The following is a 16,272-nucleotide window of genomic DNA, read 5'->3' as shown; positions in this document are numbered from 1 at the left end:
GATGTTAAGTCGATTATTGACTATAAAAGAAGCTATAAGTGAGCGTGGGGAGACGTATGGGCTAATCGCGATCGCCTTTGCGATCGTGATCAGCTTAGAATATTTAACACCACCTGAGTACGTATTTGGCTACCTCTACACAGGGACGATTTTGTTAGCGGATTCTCGATTGAATCGGGGAGCAGTTTTGGGAATCACTCTTGCAGCTACAGGATTAACATTGTTGAATTTATTTGTCCCAGGAGGAGAAATGATTCATTCCCCAGCGTTGGCAAATAGGTTGATTGCAGTATTGGCTTTGCTGGTAACGGGTTGGTTAAGCGATCGCAACCACCGCAATGAAGAAGCGATCGCTTATACGCAAGCACAATTACGCTCTCAAGAACAACTAGCTATCATGCGTGAAGATTTTGTTTCTACCCTAACGCATGATTTGAAAACACCCCTATTAGGAGCAATTGAAACGCTGAAATATTTTCAAAATGAGCAATTTGGTGAAATCACGCCAATGCAAGCAAAAGTCCTCCAAACAATGGCTCGTAGTCATCGGAGTACACTGCAATTAGTCCAAACTCTTTTAGATGTGTACCGCAATGATACCGAAGGGCTGAAACTACAGATATCACCTGTTAACTTGGTGACAGTGGCGGAGGAGATCATCGCTACCCTGGCTGAACTAGCGAGAACACGTCAAGTTTATATTTCTCTGCACTATGGCGAATCCGATTTTCGGAGCTTTCTTTGGGTAAATGGCGATTCTTTGCAACTTGGGCGAGTCTTCACCAATCTCCTCAGCAATGGCATTAATCATACCCCCCGTGGCGGTAAAGTAGAAGTAGTACTTGAAGGTTATTCTAGCGATCAAGTAGTAAAAATACTCGATACTGGTTCCGGTATTACCGAAGAAGAGTTACCCCACTTATTTGAAAGGTTTTACCAAGGACATAGCGATCGCCACGTTTCAGGATCTGGATTGGGGCTTTATTTGACCAGACAAATTATAGTAGCTCATGGGGGTACAATTTGGGCAGAAAATCGCTCACCACGGGGCGCACTGTTTGGTTTCCGACTCCCAGCTTATCCACCACCGGGGAGTTGAGAAATCAATTCAAAATTCAAAATTCAAAATTGAAGAACTCTTGCCTTCTGCTTTCTCTTTCCCAATGACAAATGCCCAATGCCCAATTACAAATGACGAAAATCTTACTTGTTGAAGATGATGAATTATTTCGGCTTGGTCTGCGGATGCGGTTGCAACAAGAAACCAGTTTGGAGATTGTCGCAGAGGCAGAAGATGGGGAACAAGCTGTAGAATTAGCTAATCGCTATCCCCTGGATTTGGTCTTGCTGGATATAGGTTTACCGGGAATTGGCGGGATTGAGGCTTGTCGCCAAATCAAGCAGAAGCACCCAAATTTACCAATTCTCGTTTTAACATCTCGTTCGGAAAAACCCTTGATTTCACGGTTAATTGCGATCGGGGCGCAAGGTTACTGTCTCAAAGGTATTCCAGCTGAGTCTCTAATATTGGCGGTGCGATCGGTTGCAGCCGGGGCTTCTTGGTGGGATCAAACAGCAACAACAGAAATTAGGGCGGCTTTTGATGTCAATTCTCTGGCGGTGCTGCCCACAAAAGAGGAATCCTTAGAAAATCCCCTAACGAAGCGGGAGCAAGAAATTTTGGCATTGGTAGCACAGGGCAAAAGCAATCAAGAAATTGCTGAAATTCTCTACATTGCCCCTGGTACAGTGCGGGTTCATGTCCATGCTATTTTGCAGAAACTAGAAGTACGCGATCGCACTCAAGCCGCAGTTTTAGCTATCCAAAAAGGATTGGTAGCACCAGAATTATTAATCAATTAGATTAACCCACAGCAAATCCCGTGTATTGCCTTACCAAGGGTTCATTAAATGCCAAAACAATATCTTCCTTTGGGACTCCTAACTTTACTAACTCATTGGCAATGCCAATCTCAGTTCCATCATATTGTATCCAAATCTTCCCATCTTTGATATCAAGATGCAAAACACAGCCATATTGCCGTCGTCGATTCTTCCAGCCTACATATACTAATTGATAGTGATCGTGAATAGTATCAAAAATAACTTGTTTTTCTATTTCACTCTTTGACGAACTTCGACTAGCATATTCTGCCAGTGATTGTTGAATATAACCTCGATATTGCTCTAATTTTTCCATTCTACAATCACCTCATTCAGAGGATCGTAAACGATTAGCTTTAGTTGAGAGCGCTGAATAACAATTTGAATAAATTGCAATGCGAAGAAGCTGCTATAAGTTCCGAAAGGAACAGCTAAATATAAAACTCGTTCTGGTTCTTGAATCTCTAAAGCAATTTTATAGTTGAAACATTGACCCAATGCTGTATGAAATTCGTAAATATTTGATGCACCAAGAAAACTCTTAATCTCAACCGCTATTTTATCTCCTGCTCTCTCAGCTGCTAATATTGCCTCTGCACCCAAATCAATGTACATTTCAACTCCACCGACTTCAATTTCTAGAGGATCATCTGTAATCACCCAACCTTCTTTCTCTAGCCCTTTTCTAACAGCATCATGAAAAACATCTCTTGCAGCCATTCAAATATAACTTTCTTAATTATGTAGACGCGGGAAGTGCGGCTTCCCTCAGGGTATTACGAAGTGGTATTGTCTCTAAATATAGCACTGGTAAAGCCAATACCTGACCTCATCGATATTCTCGTATTCCTAATTATAAATTATTAATTACTAATTAAAACTTGACGCTAATTAATAATTATGAATTATTCCGTCAACTTTGGTAGAATAAAGTTTATAGTGTTTGCTTATAAACAGCCATTTGTTTTAGTTGATCTAAAAATTATCAATAAATAGATAAGCAATTAACACCCCTCAGTGTTGCTAAAGAGGGGTTGGAGGTGAGGTTTTTTAAACCAGTGTTGCTGTTGCTTTCACAGCAAAAATTTTCTCAATCACATCTTCTACCACCTTATCTGGCGTGGAAGCACCAGAAGTAATTCCTACAACAATTTCTCCATCTGGCAACCAGTTTTCTGTAGTTATTAACTGCCCATTTAATTGCCGATGTTCAATGGAATATCCTGATTTAAGGCGTTCAACAGTATCAATATGATAAGAAGGAATTCCCCGCTCAAAAGCAATTTGTTGCAATTGAGTAGTATTCGATGAATTAAACCCACCAATTACTACCATCAAATCTAAATTATGTTGCACTAACTCCAACATGGCATCTTGCCGTTCTTGGGTGGCATCACAGATAGTGTTGAAGCTTTGGAAATGCTGATTTAACTCGGTAGGCTTATACTTCTGCAACATAGTCCGCTCAAAAAGCTTACCAATTTGCTCAGTTTCACCTTTAAGCATCGTAGTTTGATTGGCAATGCCAACTCTTTCTAAATCTTGATCGGGGTCGAATCCTGCTGAACAAGCTTTAGCAAATTTTGTCAGAAACTCTTCACGATTTCCACCATTGATAATATAGTCAGCAACATATTCTGCTTCTGGCAAATTCAACACTATTAAATACTTGCCCGCAAAGGAACTAGTAGCAACTGTTTCTTCGTGCTTATATTTACCGTGAATAATGGAAGTGTAATCGACTTTTTTGTGCTTTTCTACTGTATTCCAAACTTTAGATACCCAAGGACAAGTTGTATCAACAATTTTGCAGCCTTTATCGTGAAGTGTCTGCATTTCTTGAACGCTAGCCCCAAAAGCGGGTAATATGACTACATCACCAGTTCCAACAACAGAAAAGTCTTTTTGATTTGCTTCAATGGGGATGAATTCTACTTCCATCTCCTGCATACGCTGATTTACAGAAGGGTTGTGAATAATCTCGTTAGTAATCCAGATGTGTTCTGTAGGGAAGTGCTGACGGGTTTCGTAGGCCATGGCCACAGCCCGTTCTACACCCCAGCAAAAGCCAAAGGCTTGTGCTAGTCGGATTGTGACATCACCGCGTTGTAGAGTGTAATTGCGATCGCGAATTTCCTGAATCAAGTTACTCTGATACTCAGATTGCAACTGGGTAGCAACTTCTGCTTGATGACCAAAGCCTTTGCGATTGTAATTTTCTGAATGTTGGAGGCTGCGCTTAAAAGCTTTTGTATCCATTAGATTTGTCTACTTAAACCACTATTTTTTATTTTCTCGCACCCAGACGCGATTTATAAGATTAACGTTGGGATTTTAATTCGATGTCGCTATAAATCTGCAATGCAGAACGCCAAACTATATAGCCTTCAGGACTTAAGTGTAAGCCATCAGTAGTAAATTCGCGGCGGAGATTACCTTGCTTGTTGGTAAACAGGGGATATAAATCGAGATATTTGACACCTTTTTTGGTAGATATGCTTTGCAGTTGCTGATTCAACTCACGAATGCGACTATTGGCAACAATCAACAGTTTATCTCGTCCTTTCCAAGTTGCTGACTCTGCTCCATGTGGCAAAATCGATTGGACAACAATTTGCGCTGTGGGATGCACTTTTCGTAGGTAACTGATAATTTGCCGTTGATGATCTAAAATTACCCTGTCGCTCATCCCCCTAATTAGGTCATTAATGCCAATCATTACAAAAATCACCTCTGGCTGGGTGCGGTCAAATATATTCAATCTTTTCAAAAGTCCATTGCTGGTTTCGCCAGAAATTCCTTGATTGAGCCAATTTTTACCTTCGGGTAATAACTCAGGGGGAAACCACAAACTCAGAGAATCTCCCGCCAGTATAGTTAAATGTGGAGGACGTTGGTCAGCTGCAACCTTGGCTTCTTGCTTGAGGATGTCTACCCACTCTTGGTAAGTGAGTTGGTGACGGCGACCCAAATCAGGAGTAACAATTTGGCGATCGCTGTTCAGGTTGATTTGCTCCGGGGATGTTATTATCCCAAAAAAAGCGGCCAATCTCTGCTGTTGCCAAATTAGCAGAATGACGGCCAACATGAGGATGCCGTTGGTTAACAGCGATAAAAATGCCCAGATCGGAAAGGTTTTAAATGAAGTAGACACGACTAGCCAAATTTACCAATTATTTGAATCAAATTTTAACGCTAGCGATCGTAAATAACACAATCTTAAATTGGGGATGAGGGGGATGAGGGAGATCGGGATAATTATCTTAATTCCTAACTCTTGTACAGACGCGATTAATCGCGTCTCTCCCCACTCCCCACTCCCCACTCTTTACTGAGTAGGACGATCGCCAAACTCGGAGTTGTACCCTTCTTCACCGTGTTCGTTGATATCCAAACCTTGTAATTCAGCTTCTTCTTTGACTCGCAGCCCGACTGTCGCATCGATAATCTTGAGAATAATCCACGTACCAACACCTGCGATCGCATAGGCAACGGCAATTGCTACTAGTTCAACTCCCAATTCTCCAAAATTACCACGCAGCACTCCGTCTTTACCTCCTCCGTTGACTTGAGTCGTGGCAAAGATGGCCGTTAAAATTGCCCCCACTGTACCACCAATGCCATGCACGGGAAAGGTATCTAAAGCATCGTCAATTTCTAGCTTGTGCTTGAAACTGATCGCGTAGAAGCAAACAAAGGCGGTGATGAAACCAATTAAAATCGCTGATAGCGGTGTGACAAATCCGGCGGCGGGTGTGATGCCCACCAAACCAGCGACGGCTCCGGTAGCTGCTCCCACGGCGGTTGGTTTACCTCGTAAAACGCTTTCCAAAATTAGCCACATTAAAGCCGCCGCCGCCGCCGCCGTATTGGTGGCGACAAAGGCTGTTGTTGCCACATTTGTGACTAAGTTACCAGAAGTTCCACCAGCAACAGATAAAGCACTCCCAGCGTTGAAACCGAACCAACCAAACCACAGCAAGGCAGCACCCAGCAAAATAAACGGAACGTTGTGTGGCGGGCTAAGACGATCGGGATGGGTTTTACGAGGGCCAATAACGATCGCAGCTACTAGGGCGGAAACGCCGGAACTAATATGAACTACTGTGCCACCGGCAAAGTCAAGGGCACCCAAACCACCATACAAACCTAAAAATCCACCTTTCGCCCATACCATGTGAGCCAGGGGAGCGTAAACAAAGGTTGACCACAGTAGGACAAACAGCGAATAGGCACGAAAACTCATCCGCTCTGCGATCGCTCCAGAAATTAAGGCTGGGGTGATAATGGCAAACATGGCTTGGTAGATCATGAATGCCTGATGAGGTATCGTTCCGGCATAGGAGACGACTTCCGCCGGATTTGAGCCTTTGAGATAATCGGTTACTTCTAAACCGACACCATTCAACCCGAACCATTGCAATCCACCGATAAACGGTAAACCTGGCGCAAAGGAAAGACTATAGCCCCACAGAATCCAACTAACTCCCACGATCGCCATCAACACAAAGCTCATCATCAATGTGTTTAAGACGTTGCGCGATCGCACAAATCCACCATAGAAAAACGCCAATCCTGGTGTCATTAGTAGCACGAGTGCTGCTGAAATCAGCATAAATGCTGTATCTCCAGTATCAGCAGTCGGCACAGCAGCGACTGGTGTTTGGGCGAAAGCATTGCCCATCAGTGGTACTCCCAAAAACAGTAGGGTGATAGCCCCAATCATCACAACTTTCTTCAACACTTGTTTTTCTTCCTAAGACCAATGATTTGTATTCTTAACTACATTTGATTACTTTTATTGACACATTTTTGTCTTGAAAGATACTTAACCTTAATTATTTGGAAATGTTAACAAAAATATAATCCTGATTGTAGTTGCCAAAATTTAAATAAGGGTGTATACAATCATCACATCTTTTTTTTGAACATTCTTCCGTCCTGCATTCTTCGTCCATGTAATTATGGGCGGGGTTAGGGAGGGGCAGGATCTAAATTACTCAACTACCAGGTTTATTCTGGTTTTGGATGTATTGCTTGAGAACTTCTAGCGGCGCTCTGCCTGCGGATATGATACAGTACGCACCTGTCCAAAACATAGCTTTCCAGTAGAATTTATTGATGTGTTCAGAGAACTCTTTCCAAATCTCCGACTTGAAGGAAATGCCGCCGCGTTGTCTCAACTTGGCAAGACTTGGCAGTAAGCATAAAGCTCAAAAGACTGGACTCAATCGCTCCATACTTGATGTAGACATGGGCGCGTTGAGATCGGCAATTGAGTACAAGAAATTTTACTTAAGCTCTGGGTGCAAACATGATAATTAAAACACTCAGTAAAGCGAAACTTGCTCCTATTAGGTCGTAGCGGTCTGGAGTTACCCCGTCTACCTTCCAACCCCAAAGCATTGCCATTGAGATGAATACGCCACCGTAAGCCGCATACACTCTGCCAAAATTTGCCGATTGGAGAGTTGCAATAACCCCATATAAAACTAAAGCTATTCCCCCCAATATGCCCCACCAGAACGGCTTACCTTCGCGCAACCACAACCAGATCAGGTAGCCGCCTCCGATTTCAAATAAACCAGCCCACAAAAAATACAGGAGGGATTTAATCATTTGACCGATTATTTAATAAGTCGAACTCAGTAAAATTACGCTAACGCTTTTAACTAAACTATTGCCATTAATTGAAGTAAGTTTGTTGAACTGGGCATTGGGCATTGGGCAAAACAGTTCCGTTAGCGGTAGCGGGGCGTTTAGCCCGTTCTGAATGAAGAAGTAAGATTCCTCACTCAGCACGGGCTAAACCCTAGCTATTCGCTAACAGTACTTCTGAGGAGCATTGGTTATTTACTGCTGCCCTGCCGCCAGTTCCCAGAATATAGATAAGGCTCAAGGATGAAAGCACCATTACCTGATAACGAAGCACGGAGAATCGAGACGCTTTTGGAGTATAAGATTCTTGACACGCCAGCTGAAGCCGCTTTTGACGACCTCACCCGTTTAGCCTCGTATATTTGTCAGACTCCTATTGCCTTAATTAGCTTAATTGATGCAAACCGTCAGTGGTTCAAGTCAAATGTCGGTTTAGATGCCTTAGAAACACATCGAGATTTGGCATTCTGTGCCCATGCTATTTTACAGGCGGATGTTTTTGTTGTGCCTGATGCAACAGATGACGAACGGTTCGCTACAAACCCACTGGTAACATCTGACCCAAATATTCGGTTTTATGCTGGTGTACCTCTGACTAACCCTGAGGGATACGCGCTAGGAACTCTATGTGTGATTGACTACGTACCACGAGAACTGACTCCAGAACAATTGGAGGCATTACGAACATTAGGTCGTCAAGTTATCAAGCAACTGGAATTGCGCCGAAATTTAGCAAGTTTGGTACTTGTTACCAAGAAAAGCAAACAGGCACAGGAGGTACGCCAGCAATTTTTCCAAAAGATTGCCGTAGGTTTTGGTTTGGTGTCGGTAATTTTAGTTCTGATTGGTGTGGTTTCTTATGAAAATATAAGAGTATCTACTAATAATCGCAGTATAGTAAAAAATATTTATAAAAAAATTAAAAGTCTAGACGAGCTACAGTCCCAGATCAAAGATGCCGAAACTGAACAAAGTAGTTACATCCTGAGTGGAGAAAAAATTTATCTAAAACCTTATCAATCAGCACTTACGAACGTCAATCAAGAAATTGTCAGGCTGAAGAGTTTAACAGCAGATCAACCGAACCAACAAAAGCAGATTGCAACGCTTGAATCTCTGATAACGGCTAAACTTACTCAACTAAAACAGACTATCGACTTGCGCCAAAACCAGGGATTAGAGGCGGCGTTGCAAGTACTACTCAGAAATGAGAGACAAAATCTCATCGATAATATCGGCAAGATGATCGATGAGATGAAAAACGAGGAAAGGGGGCGGATTCAGCAACAGTTAGAAACAGGAAAAACTCGGACTCGCAACACAATTCTGACACTTGCGATCGCTATCTGCCTAACTATTATTGTTCTGGCTGTAGTCTACTACTTCATCTATCGTGAGATGATTGAGCGGAAGAAGACAGAAGAAGCCTTAAACCAAGAACGCAACTTTATCTCAGCAGTCCTTGATACAGTCGGCGCGTTGGTAATAGTTTTCGATTCTCAAGGGCAAATTGTTCGCTTCAATCAAGCCTCTGAGGAAATAACGGGTTACTGCTTCGATGAGGTGAGGGGTAGGTATTGCTGGAACTTGTTGCTAATTCCTGAAGAGGTGGAGTCGTTCAAAGCAGTTTTTGAGCAGTTGCGTTCTGGTCAAATCCTCAATGACTACGAGAACCATTGGGTAATGAAAGATGGCAGTCGCCGACTGATTGCTTGGTCAAATACCTTCTTAAAAGACTATGAAGGATCAGTAGAATACATTGTTAGCACTGGCATTGACATCACCGATGTCTCCGACGAGCTTCGCTTACGCAAACTCGCACAACAGCATCTGACTGCACAATATGCTGCAACCCGCGTTTTAGCGGAGTCCACCACGATTAGCGAAGCTACTGGCCAAATCCTGCAAGGAATCTGCGAGAGTTTGGGATGGGATTTGGGTGAAATTTGGATGGTAGATCAGCAAGCAAATGTGTTGCGTTTTCTTGATATGTGGCACAAAGCATCCCTTGAGGTGCAAGAGTTTGAAGCACTGAATCGGCAAACCACATTTCCACCAGGAATTGGACTACCTGGCCAGGTTTGGGCTAGTTGTGAACCTGTTTGGATCACTGATGTCGTTAAAGAACTCAGTTTCTCCCGCTTCAAAATCAGCGCTCAAGTAGAACTACGTGCAGCTTTTGGTTTTCCGATTCGCAGTGGTAAGAAAATTATCGGTGTCATTACCTGCTTCAACCGGGAAATCCAGGCGCCTGACCAAGATTTGGTAAATACGATGAATTCCATTGGTGAGCAAGTGGGGCAGTTTATCCAGCGTAAACAGGCTGAAGAGGAAATACAACGCCAAAACTTGCGATCGCAATTATTTACCGAAATCACTCTCAAGATTCGCCAATCTTTGCAAATCGAAGAAATTCTCCAAATCACTGTCCAGGAGATCCAAAAGATTCTCCAGACTGACCGAGTTTTGATCTATCAGCTTTTGGCAGATGAGTCTGCACCCACCGTTACTGAAGCAGTAGTTTCTGGCTTACCAGTAATTAAAGAGCAAAACATCACCACCCTCTACTTACAAGCGGAATATTTACAACAGCACTATCTACAGCAGTACCGTCAAGGACAGATTTTCGGGCTGGGTAACTTCGATTTGCCGGAAGTTGAACAAAGCCATCTGGAATTAATGCAACAGTTTGGGGTCAAAATCAATTTGGTTGTGCCTATTCTGGTCAAAGAAGAACTTCGCGGTTTGCTCATAGTTCATCAGTCTGACGATTCCCACCACTGGTCTAGCTTTGAAACTCATCTTTTGCGGGAAATAGCCGACCAAGTAGGTATTGCCTTAGCCCAAGCCCAACTATTAGCAGTAGAAATTCGTCAGCGACAAGAACTTGAAATTGCCCGTCGCCAAGCCGAATTAGCTTCTCAGACGAAAAGTGCATTTTTGGCGAATATGAGTCATGAAATTCGGACTCCGATGAATGCTGTCTTGGGAATGACCGGTTTAGTGTTAGATACTCCCTTAGATGCAGAACAGCGAGATTTTATTGAAACAATTCGTAGTAGTGGACACGACCTTTTAACTTTAATCAACGAGATTTTGGATCTTTCCAAACTTGAGGCTGGACAGATGGCTCTCGAAACTCTAGATTTTGATCTATCCACTTGTGTGGAAGAAGTGGTAGAATTATTGGCTCCCTCAGCCCATAAAAAGGGATTAGAAATTGCCGCACTGATTGAGCACAACGTCCCCACCCACCTCAAAGGAGATGCTGGTAGGCTGCGGCAAATTCTGATGAACTTAATCAGCAACGCTATCAAGTTTACCAGCGCTGGCGAAGTTTTTGTGCAAGCCGAATTGCGATCCCTTTCTCCGACTACAGCCACTATCCATTTTGACATCACAGATACCGGTCTTGGCATTAGCCCTGAAGACCAACGCAAACTCTTTACGCCATTTACCCAAGTGGATGCTTCTACCACTCGCAAATATGGTGGTACCGGTTTGGGATTAGCCATCTGTAAACAACTGGTAACTTTGATGGGAGGAATGATTGGGGTAGAAAGTCAGATGGGGAAAGGATCGAAGTTTTGGTTTGAGGTGCTTTTTACAAAGCTTGTTGAGCCTGTTTTGCCAAAAAATGATGTCTTTACCAACGCCAATGCCGAAGAACGCGGACTTTTGAGCGATCGCCGCTTATTAGTGGTGGATCATAACACTACTAATTACAAAATTATCTACCATCAAGCTACTCATTGGGGAATGCAGGTAGATTATGCTGACAGTATTGCTGCTGCCCTCAAAGCTATTCAGTCAACTGGTGAACAGGGGAAATCCTATGATATCGCCTTGGTTGATATGCAAATACCCCGAATAAATGGTATGACAATAGGCGAACAAATTAAAGCTAATTCGGCAATTGCTGAGATACCTTTGATTATGCTCACCTCTACTAATCAACGGGATGAAGTGCAGCAGGCGCTCAAAATCGGATTTGCTGCTTATTTGGTCAAACCCATTAAGCCATCACGACTCCTTGATACTATAATAACTATTTTAGAAACTCAGCCGGAATCAGAACAAGCAGCTAGAGACTCGAAGCTAAAGGCTACTGAAGAAATCCAGAGTATAGAAACTTCAGGCATTCTGACTTCCTCTTCCTCTAACCCCTCTACTAAATTCAAGTTAAGAATTCTCTTAGCTGAAGATAATTTGGTGAATCAGAAAGTCGCCTTGAAGCAACTCCAGAATTTGGGCTACAAAGCCGATGTCGTTGCGAACGGAAAGGAAGTTTTGCAGCTATTAAAAAAAATTCCTTACGATTTGATTCTCATGGATTGCCAAATGCCAATTCTCGACGGTTTAGAAACCACAAAAGAAATTCATCGTTGGCAAGAAAGGAGCTTTGCCCTGCGTCGTCGTCCTGTGGTGATTGCGATGACGGCTAATGCGATGAAAGAAGACGAAGAAATGTGTCTCAATGCCGGAATGGACGACTATCTGAGTAAGCCAGTGTTTAAAGAAAAATTGGCTGCGATTCTAGAGCATTGGACAGGCGTGATCATTTCACAACAAGAGGCAGTTATGTATGAACAGGCAGTTTCCAGTGACTTAGCAATTGATTGGGAACACTTACATCAAATATCGGGAAATGATGGAGAATTTGAATTAAATCTATTGCAAGCATGCTTTGAAGATATGAAACCCCGTTTAGAAATAATTAAAGCCGCGATCGCATCTGATGACTTTGGACAAATTGCGCGAGAAACTCATCAACTTAAAGGTGCTAGTGTCAACATTGGAGCCATAGCTATGTACTTAGCAGCTGAGAAACTAGAACAATTGGCTTACCATCAAGAACGTAGAGGTACTACCAACTTAGTTTTAGAGTTAGAAGAATTTGTCAACCGTATTCAAGACTTTTTAATCAAAAAAAAAGTAATAAATAACACCTTATTGCCAATCAAAAATCATGGAGCTTAACAATTCCAGAACTTACGCAAACAATAGCCGAAAAGAATGATTTTCTTCTTAGGAACGTAGATTAAATAAAATGCAAAACTTCATCCTGTATCTAGCTTCCCTTTCCAATATATCGGAGAGGGATTGAGGGTGAGGTAAGCTAGGGACATAAATTGTATGTTATTTAATTCTTATTTCTTAGGGGCAATTCATGAATTGTCACAGAGCGCGTCTAGTTTTGCTTAAGTCCTAAATTCAAAATTGTTCGCGCAGCGTCTTTTAGAGAAGAGAGTTACATAAGGGCACTTAAACCCTTTAATTTAAGATAAATTAGACTTTACAAACATCCTTTTAGACGACAGGTTTGCTAATCTAGTAGCTGATACCGTCAGTACTTGACGATTTATTATTCCAGAGGTATTATGAAACGCTTAATCTACATCATCCCCGTTACTGCAATTGGCTTACTGACATTGGTAGGATGCAACAGCCCTCAAGAATCTGCTACCCAGACTCCTGCTACTAGTGAAACTACTGCGGCAACAACAGTATCCAAAACTCCTGGTGCTACGCAGGTAGGTTTTGATACTTTGGTCAGTGTAGTTTCAAATACAAAAACTGCGGTGTCAGCCGGAGACTTTGGCAAAGCTCAACAGGAATTTGATAAGTTTGAAAACTCTTGGTCTAAGGTTGAGGATGGTGTCAAAACTAAATCTTCAAAAACCTATAATGCGATCGAAGATGCTGCGACTCAGGTAAAGGGTTCGCTGAAAGCAAAAGATAAAGTGAAAGCTCTTAAGGGGTTACAAACACTTGACACAAATATCGCCACTGTTTCTAAAGGTTAATTAACATATCAGCAGCAATCAAAAGACAGTAAAAAAACAAGCTTTAAATCTGACTGTGAGATAAATAGTTCTGTACCTCATCAAGTTGCAAACTGCTATAATTTCCACTGAAGAATTTGGATAAATGCGTTGTGTGACTTTAGAATTTGGATAAATGCGTTGTGTGACTTTACCCATAACTTTGCCGCAGATGGAAGCATAAGTTTGCCGCAGTAGGGTCTAAAACCCTTATTGTTCGGTGGGGATATGATCCTTATTTCTCAAGTAATGGAAGCATAAGTTTGCCGCTAGTATAATTTTGAAGCATAAGCTTGCCGCGAGTCATTTTTCTAACAAAGAGTGACAAGCGGTTTATAAAATCAACAAAAAACTTTCCCATAATCTGTTAAATCTATTTTGAGAAATTACGGCTGTTGCTTATCTGCATAATTACCTCTGTACTTGCCATACCTTAGTATCGTAAGAGACAATAGATAAAATTCTGAAAAAAAAGAGTTTGCCTTAGAAGAGAACGCTAACTACTCACGACTGAGTAACAATTTTTAGACAGACCTTTTCTCAATAGCTCAAATACCAAAAGCAATGTGTATGGAACGGAGAACAATATTGATAGCGACAAAAACTTATCCTTCAATAAGCGTTAAGTATAAAGAGACAGTCTGTACAGCAGGAATTTTATTAGATGATAATGAAAAACCTTTGCAGTGGATTCGCATTTATCCAATTCGTTTTCGAGAATTAGAAATTGACAAACGCTATCCAAGATGGAGTATCATTAGCGCTAAAATTGAAAAAAATCAAAAAGATTATAGAGCAGAAAGCTTTCATATAGACGACACTTCAATTGAAATTATCAAGAAAGTGAGTACCGAAAATAGTTGGGCAGACATAAAGAAATTAATTTTACCATTACAGTTTAAGTCTCCAAAGGAAATAAAAGAGCAGAAAAAATCTTTAGGAATTATAAAACCTTTAAGTATAGAGAAGTATTTTAGTGAGCCAACTGAGCGCGAATGGAATAAAAAACAGCAAGCAGTACAAGATCAGCTTGACTTGTTTGATTTACTAGAACCATCCAATCCAATGTCCAATCTTGAAAAAATTCCTTACACATTTGGCTATAAGTTTACAGACTGTGATGGAATTAAGCATAAATACACCATAAGCGATTGGGAAATCATGCAATTATATAGAAACTGTAGAAACAAATCGAAATTCCCTGACTTAGAGTTACAAGAAAAAGATGCTTTGGAAAAAGTAAGACAAAAACTAGAAACCAGTTTTTTACATGATAAAGATTTATATTTTATAATAGGCAATCTAAAAGCCCACCCCCAAAATTTTATGATTATTGGCTTAGTATACCCACCTATAGTAAAATATGAACAGATGAGTCTTCTTTAAATTAAAAAAATGGTTGCAACATACGAGAACCAAAATGCTATTGCTAGTAAATACATCTTAACTTTTGGCTATGGTAATAGAAAAAATTATGACGAGTTTTTTAGTTACTTAGAAGAATTTAATGTTGTTTGTGTTGTCGATGTTAGATTACATCCTCGTGCTTGGAGCCGGAAATGGTATGGTGAAATAATTCAAAAAAGTTGTAATGAAAAAAATATCAAATATGTATCTAAAGCTTTTTTGGGTAATACATCAGGTAACAGTAATTGGATTCCTCCTAATGACGAAGAAGCAGCTATTGCACTTCAAGAAATTTCAGAAATAGCTCAAACTGGTACTATCTTGCTACTATGTGCTGAAAAGAAGTCTTATTGCTGTCACAGGGCGGAGGTGGCGCTCCATCTACAAAAGTTAGTAAATAATGAAATTAAACATCTAGGGTAAACAGCAAACGCCGTATTTGAAATATTCTTCGGGTATTACTTGGTGTAGCTGCCATAACAAGGAAGAATTTTCGGTAAATAAAAACGAGTTATCCCTAAGTCTAGATAACTCGTTTTTATTTGTCCTCTTCTTGAATTAAAAAAACTTGAACTTTTTAGTCTTAAAGGTTGCGCGTCTCAAGGTAGCCAGAATGCGACTTATGTTCGCGCTATTCTCCCCTGAAATTTTTCCCTTGGATTGAGGTCTCTGTCAAGAATTGAACACAGCGCGATATTTGGTTGACTAGTTCTTCTATTAGCTCATCTTCCCACGAGTAATTATAAAATTTTATTTCTTGTAGCGCCCCATAAGCACAGCCATCAGCTGATTCAACTCGTTAAGCTGTATTTCTAACAAATCAGTTCTTTCCTCTGTAATCTCAACTTGTTCGCGTAATTTATCTATACTTTGCTCCAAAAAATCCACCCTCTCTTCAACCGAGTTTTCTGCTAAACCTAAATAGTGAGCGATCGCCTCCCTAATTACTTGAGTCCTGTCTTTCTCATCAACAATGGCACGAGCATCCAGGGCTTCCAGCATAGCTTGGGACAGTCTGATTGATATAGTTTTATCTTTCACCAATTTTTGACATATTATTTTTGAGATACCACCGTGCTATTCTTGAGATACAAGAGATACGGTTAAACTACCAATGCTATATAAAACTACGCCAGATACAGGGGTGAAGTAAAACTATGTCGTCATATTTTCTGCCAAGAGACTGGCAAGAGCGGTTTGTAAGAGCGTATCAAACAAACCTCAAAAAGAATTTTTTGCTTGAAGCCTGTACAGCAGCGGGAAAAACCGCTGGAGCGCTACATGCTTTTGACTCTCTGAAAAGCGTTTTGGACTGGCGTTTCTTAGTTGTTGTCGTACCTGCGGAACACTTAATGCAGCAATATGCTCAAGATGCATTCAACCTCTTTGGTCTTAATCTTTTTGTAACTGCCCAGGTAGGAAAGTCAGGGATATTCCCGTGAGGGAGGAAAGATGGTAATGTTCAAGGATGAGTCCAGAAGAAAAAGATCAAAAAATA

16 protein-coding genes are annotated in these 16,272 nt (G+C 41.3%); 7 read left to right on the top strand and 9 right to left on the bottom strand.

The window, feature by feature from the left end; all coding sequences use genetic code 11:
• Nucleotide 1: 1 nt before the first annotated feature.
• Both V7L05_RS34120 and V7L05_RS34115 read left to right on the top strand, forming a co-directional pair.
• A complete protein-coding gene (locus V7L05_RS34120) occupies nt 2–1,099 on the top strand; it encodes a sensor histidine kinase (RefSeq protein ID WP_335170733.1) in 1,098 nt (365 codons plus the stop codon).
• Between the two features lie 92 nt (nt 1,100–1,191).
• On the top strand, nt 1,192–1,863 hold the full coding sequence (locus V7L05_RS34115) for a response regulator (RefSeq protein ID WP_442937126.1): 672 nt from the start codon (nt 1,192–1,194) through the stop codon (nt 1,861–1,863).
• Between the two features lies 1 nt (nt 1,864).
• Here the strand turns inward: V7L05_RS34115 and V7L05_RS34110 are convergent, their stop codons facing one another.
• From V7L05_RS34110 to V7L05_RS34075, 8 genes are all read right to left on the bottom strand, one after another.
• Nucleotides 1,865–2,200, bottom strand: coding sequence for a XisI protein (locus tag V7L05_RS34110; RefSeq protein ID WP_334738668.1), 336 nt, complete (start codon nt 2,198–2,200; stop codon nt 1,865–1,867).
• Nucleotides 2,188–2,604: a XisH family protein gene (locus V7L05_RS34105; protein ID WP_335170695.1), complete on the bottom strand. Its 417-nt coding sequence runs from the start codon at nt 2,602–2,604 to the stop codon at nt 2,188–2,190. The genes V7L05_RS34110 and V7L05_RS34105 overlap by 13 nt, the downstream gene beginning before the upstream one ends.
• Nucleotides 2,605–2,934: 330 nt before the next feature.
• On the bottom strand, nt 2,935–4,143 hold the full coding sequence (locus V7L05_RS34100; protein WP_335170694.1) for a 4-hydroxy-3-methylbut-2-enyl diphosphate reductase: 1,209 nt from the start codon (nt 4,141–4,143) through the stop codon (nt 2,935–2,937).
• A 61-nt stretch (nt 4,144–4,204) separates the two neighbouring features.
• Nucleotides 4,205–5,038, bottom strand: a complete 834-nt coding sequence (locus V7L05_RS34095) for an SGNH/GDSL hydrolase family protein (protein WP_335170693.1) — start codon at nt 5,036–5,038, stop codon at nt 4,205–4,207.
• Nucleotides 5,039–5,212: 174 nt separating this feature from the next.
• Entirely contained in the window at nt 5,213–6,610 is a 1,398-nt protein-coding gene (locus V7L05_RS34090) for an ammonium transporter (RefSeq protein WP_442937127.1), read from the bottom strand.
• Nucleotides 6,611–6,884: 274 nt separating this feature from the next.
• Nucleotides 6,885–7,067, bottom strand: coding sequence for a transposase (locus V7L05_RS34085; RefSeq protein ID WP_335170691.1), 183 nt, complete (start codon nt 7,065–7,067; stop codon nt 6,885–6,887).
• A gap of 112 nt (nt 7,068–7,179) precedes the next feature.
• Complete coding sequence (locus V7L05_RS34080; RefSeq protein WP_335170690.1) at nt 7,180–7,503, bottom strand: YnfA family protein; 324 nt, start codon at nt 7,501–7,503, stop codon at nt 7,180–7,182.
• Between the two features lie 12 nt (nt 7,504–7,515).
• Nucleotides 7,516–7,686, bottom strand: a complete 171-nt coding sequence (locus tag V7L05_RS34075) for a hypothetical protein (RefSeq protein ID WP_335170689.1) — start codon at nt 7,684–7,686, stop codon at nt 7,516–7,518.
• Nucleotides 7,687–7,785: 99 nt separating this feature from the next.
• Between V7L05_RS34075 and V7L05_RS34070 the strand changes: the two genes are divergently transcribed.
• From V7L05_RS34070 to V7L05_RS34055, 4 genes are all read left to right on the top strand, one after another.
• Nucleotides 7,786–12,522 (top strand): GAF domain-containing protein, encoded by a 4,737-nt coding sequence (locus V7L05_RS34070; RefSeq protein ID WP_335170688.1) that lies wholly within the window; start codon nt 7,786–7,788, stop codon nt 12,520–12,522.
• 401 nt (nt 12,523–12,923) lie between these two features.
• Nucleotides 12,924–13,349 (top strand): DUF4363 family protein, encoded by a 426-nt coding sequence (locus V7L05_RS34065; protein WP_335170687.1) that lies wholly within the window; start codon nt 12,924–12,926, stop codon nt 13,347–13,349.
• A gap of 588 nt (nt 13,350–13,937) precedes the next feature.
• Complete coding sequence (locus V7L05_RS34060) at nt 13,938–14,753, top strand: hypothetical protein (protein WP_335170686.1); 816 nt, start codon at nt 13,938–13,940, stop codon at nt 14,751–14,753.
• A gap of 9 nt (nt 14,754–14,762) precedes the next feature.
• The gene (locus V7L05_RS34055; protein ID WP_335170684.1) at nt 14,763–15,197 is read left to right on the top strand and encodes a DUF488 domain-containing protein; all 435 of its coding nucleotides are present in this window, start codon (nt 14,763–14,765) and stop codon (nt 15,195–15,197) included.
• Nucleotides 15,198–15,524: 327 nt separating this feature from the next.
• Here V7L05_RS34055 and V7L05_RS34050 read toward each other — a convergent pair whose 3' ends face one another.
• A complete protein-coding gene (locus tag V7L05_RS34050) occupies nt 15,525–15,815 on the bottom strand; it encodes a ribbon-helix-helix protein, CopG family (RefSeq protein ID WP_335170683.1) in 291 nt (96 codons plus the stop codon).
• A 116-nt stretch (nt 15,816–15,931) separates the two neighbouring features.
• Here V7L05_RS34050 and V7L05_RS34045 point away from each other — a divergent pair, with 116 nt between their 5' ends.
• Nucleotides 15,932–16,216 carry a DEAD/DEAH box helicase family protein gene (locus V7L05_RS34045; RefSeq protein ID WP_335170682.1) on the top strand — a complete coding sequence of 95 codons (285 nt, stop codon included), beginning with the start codon at nt 15,932–15,934 and terminating at the stop codon, nt 16,214–16,216.
• The last annotated feature ends 56 nt before the right edge of the window (nt 16,217–16,272 follow it).

Source organism: Nostoc sp., from assembly GCF_036917755.1.
In the GTDB taxonomy this organism is placed as follows: Bacteria; Cyanobacteriota; Cyanobacteriia; order Cyanobacteriales; family Nostocaceae; genus Nostoc.
Note: the sequence above shows the minus strand (reverse complement) of the source record. Positions and strands in the feature narration are given on the sequence as shown.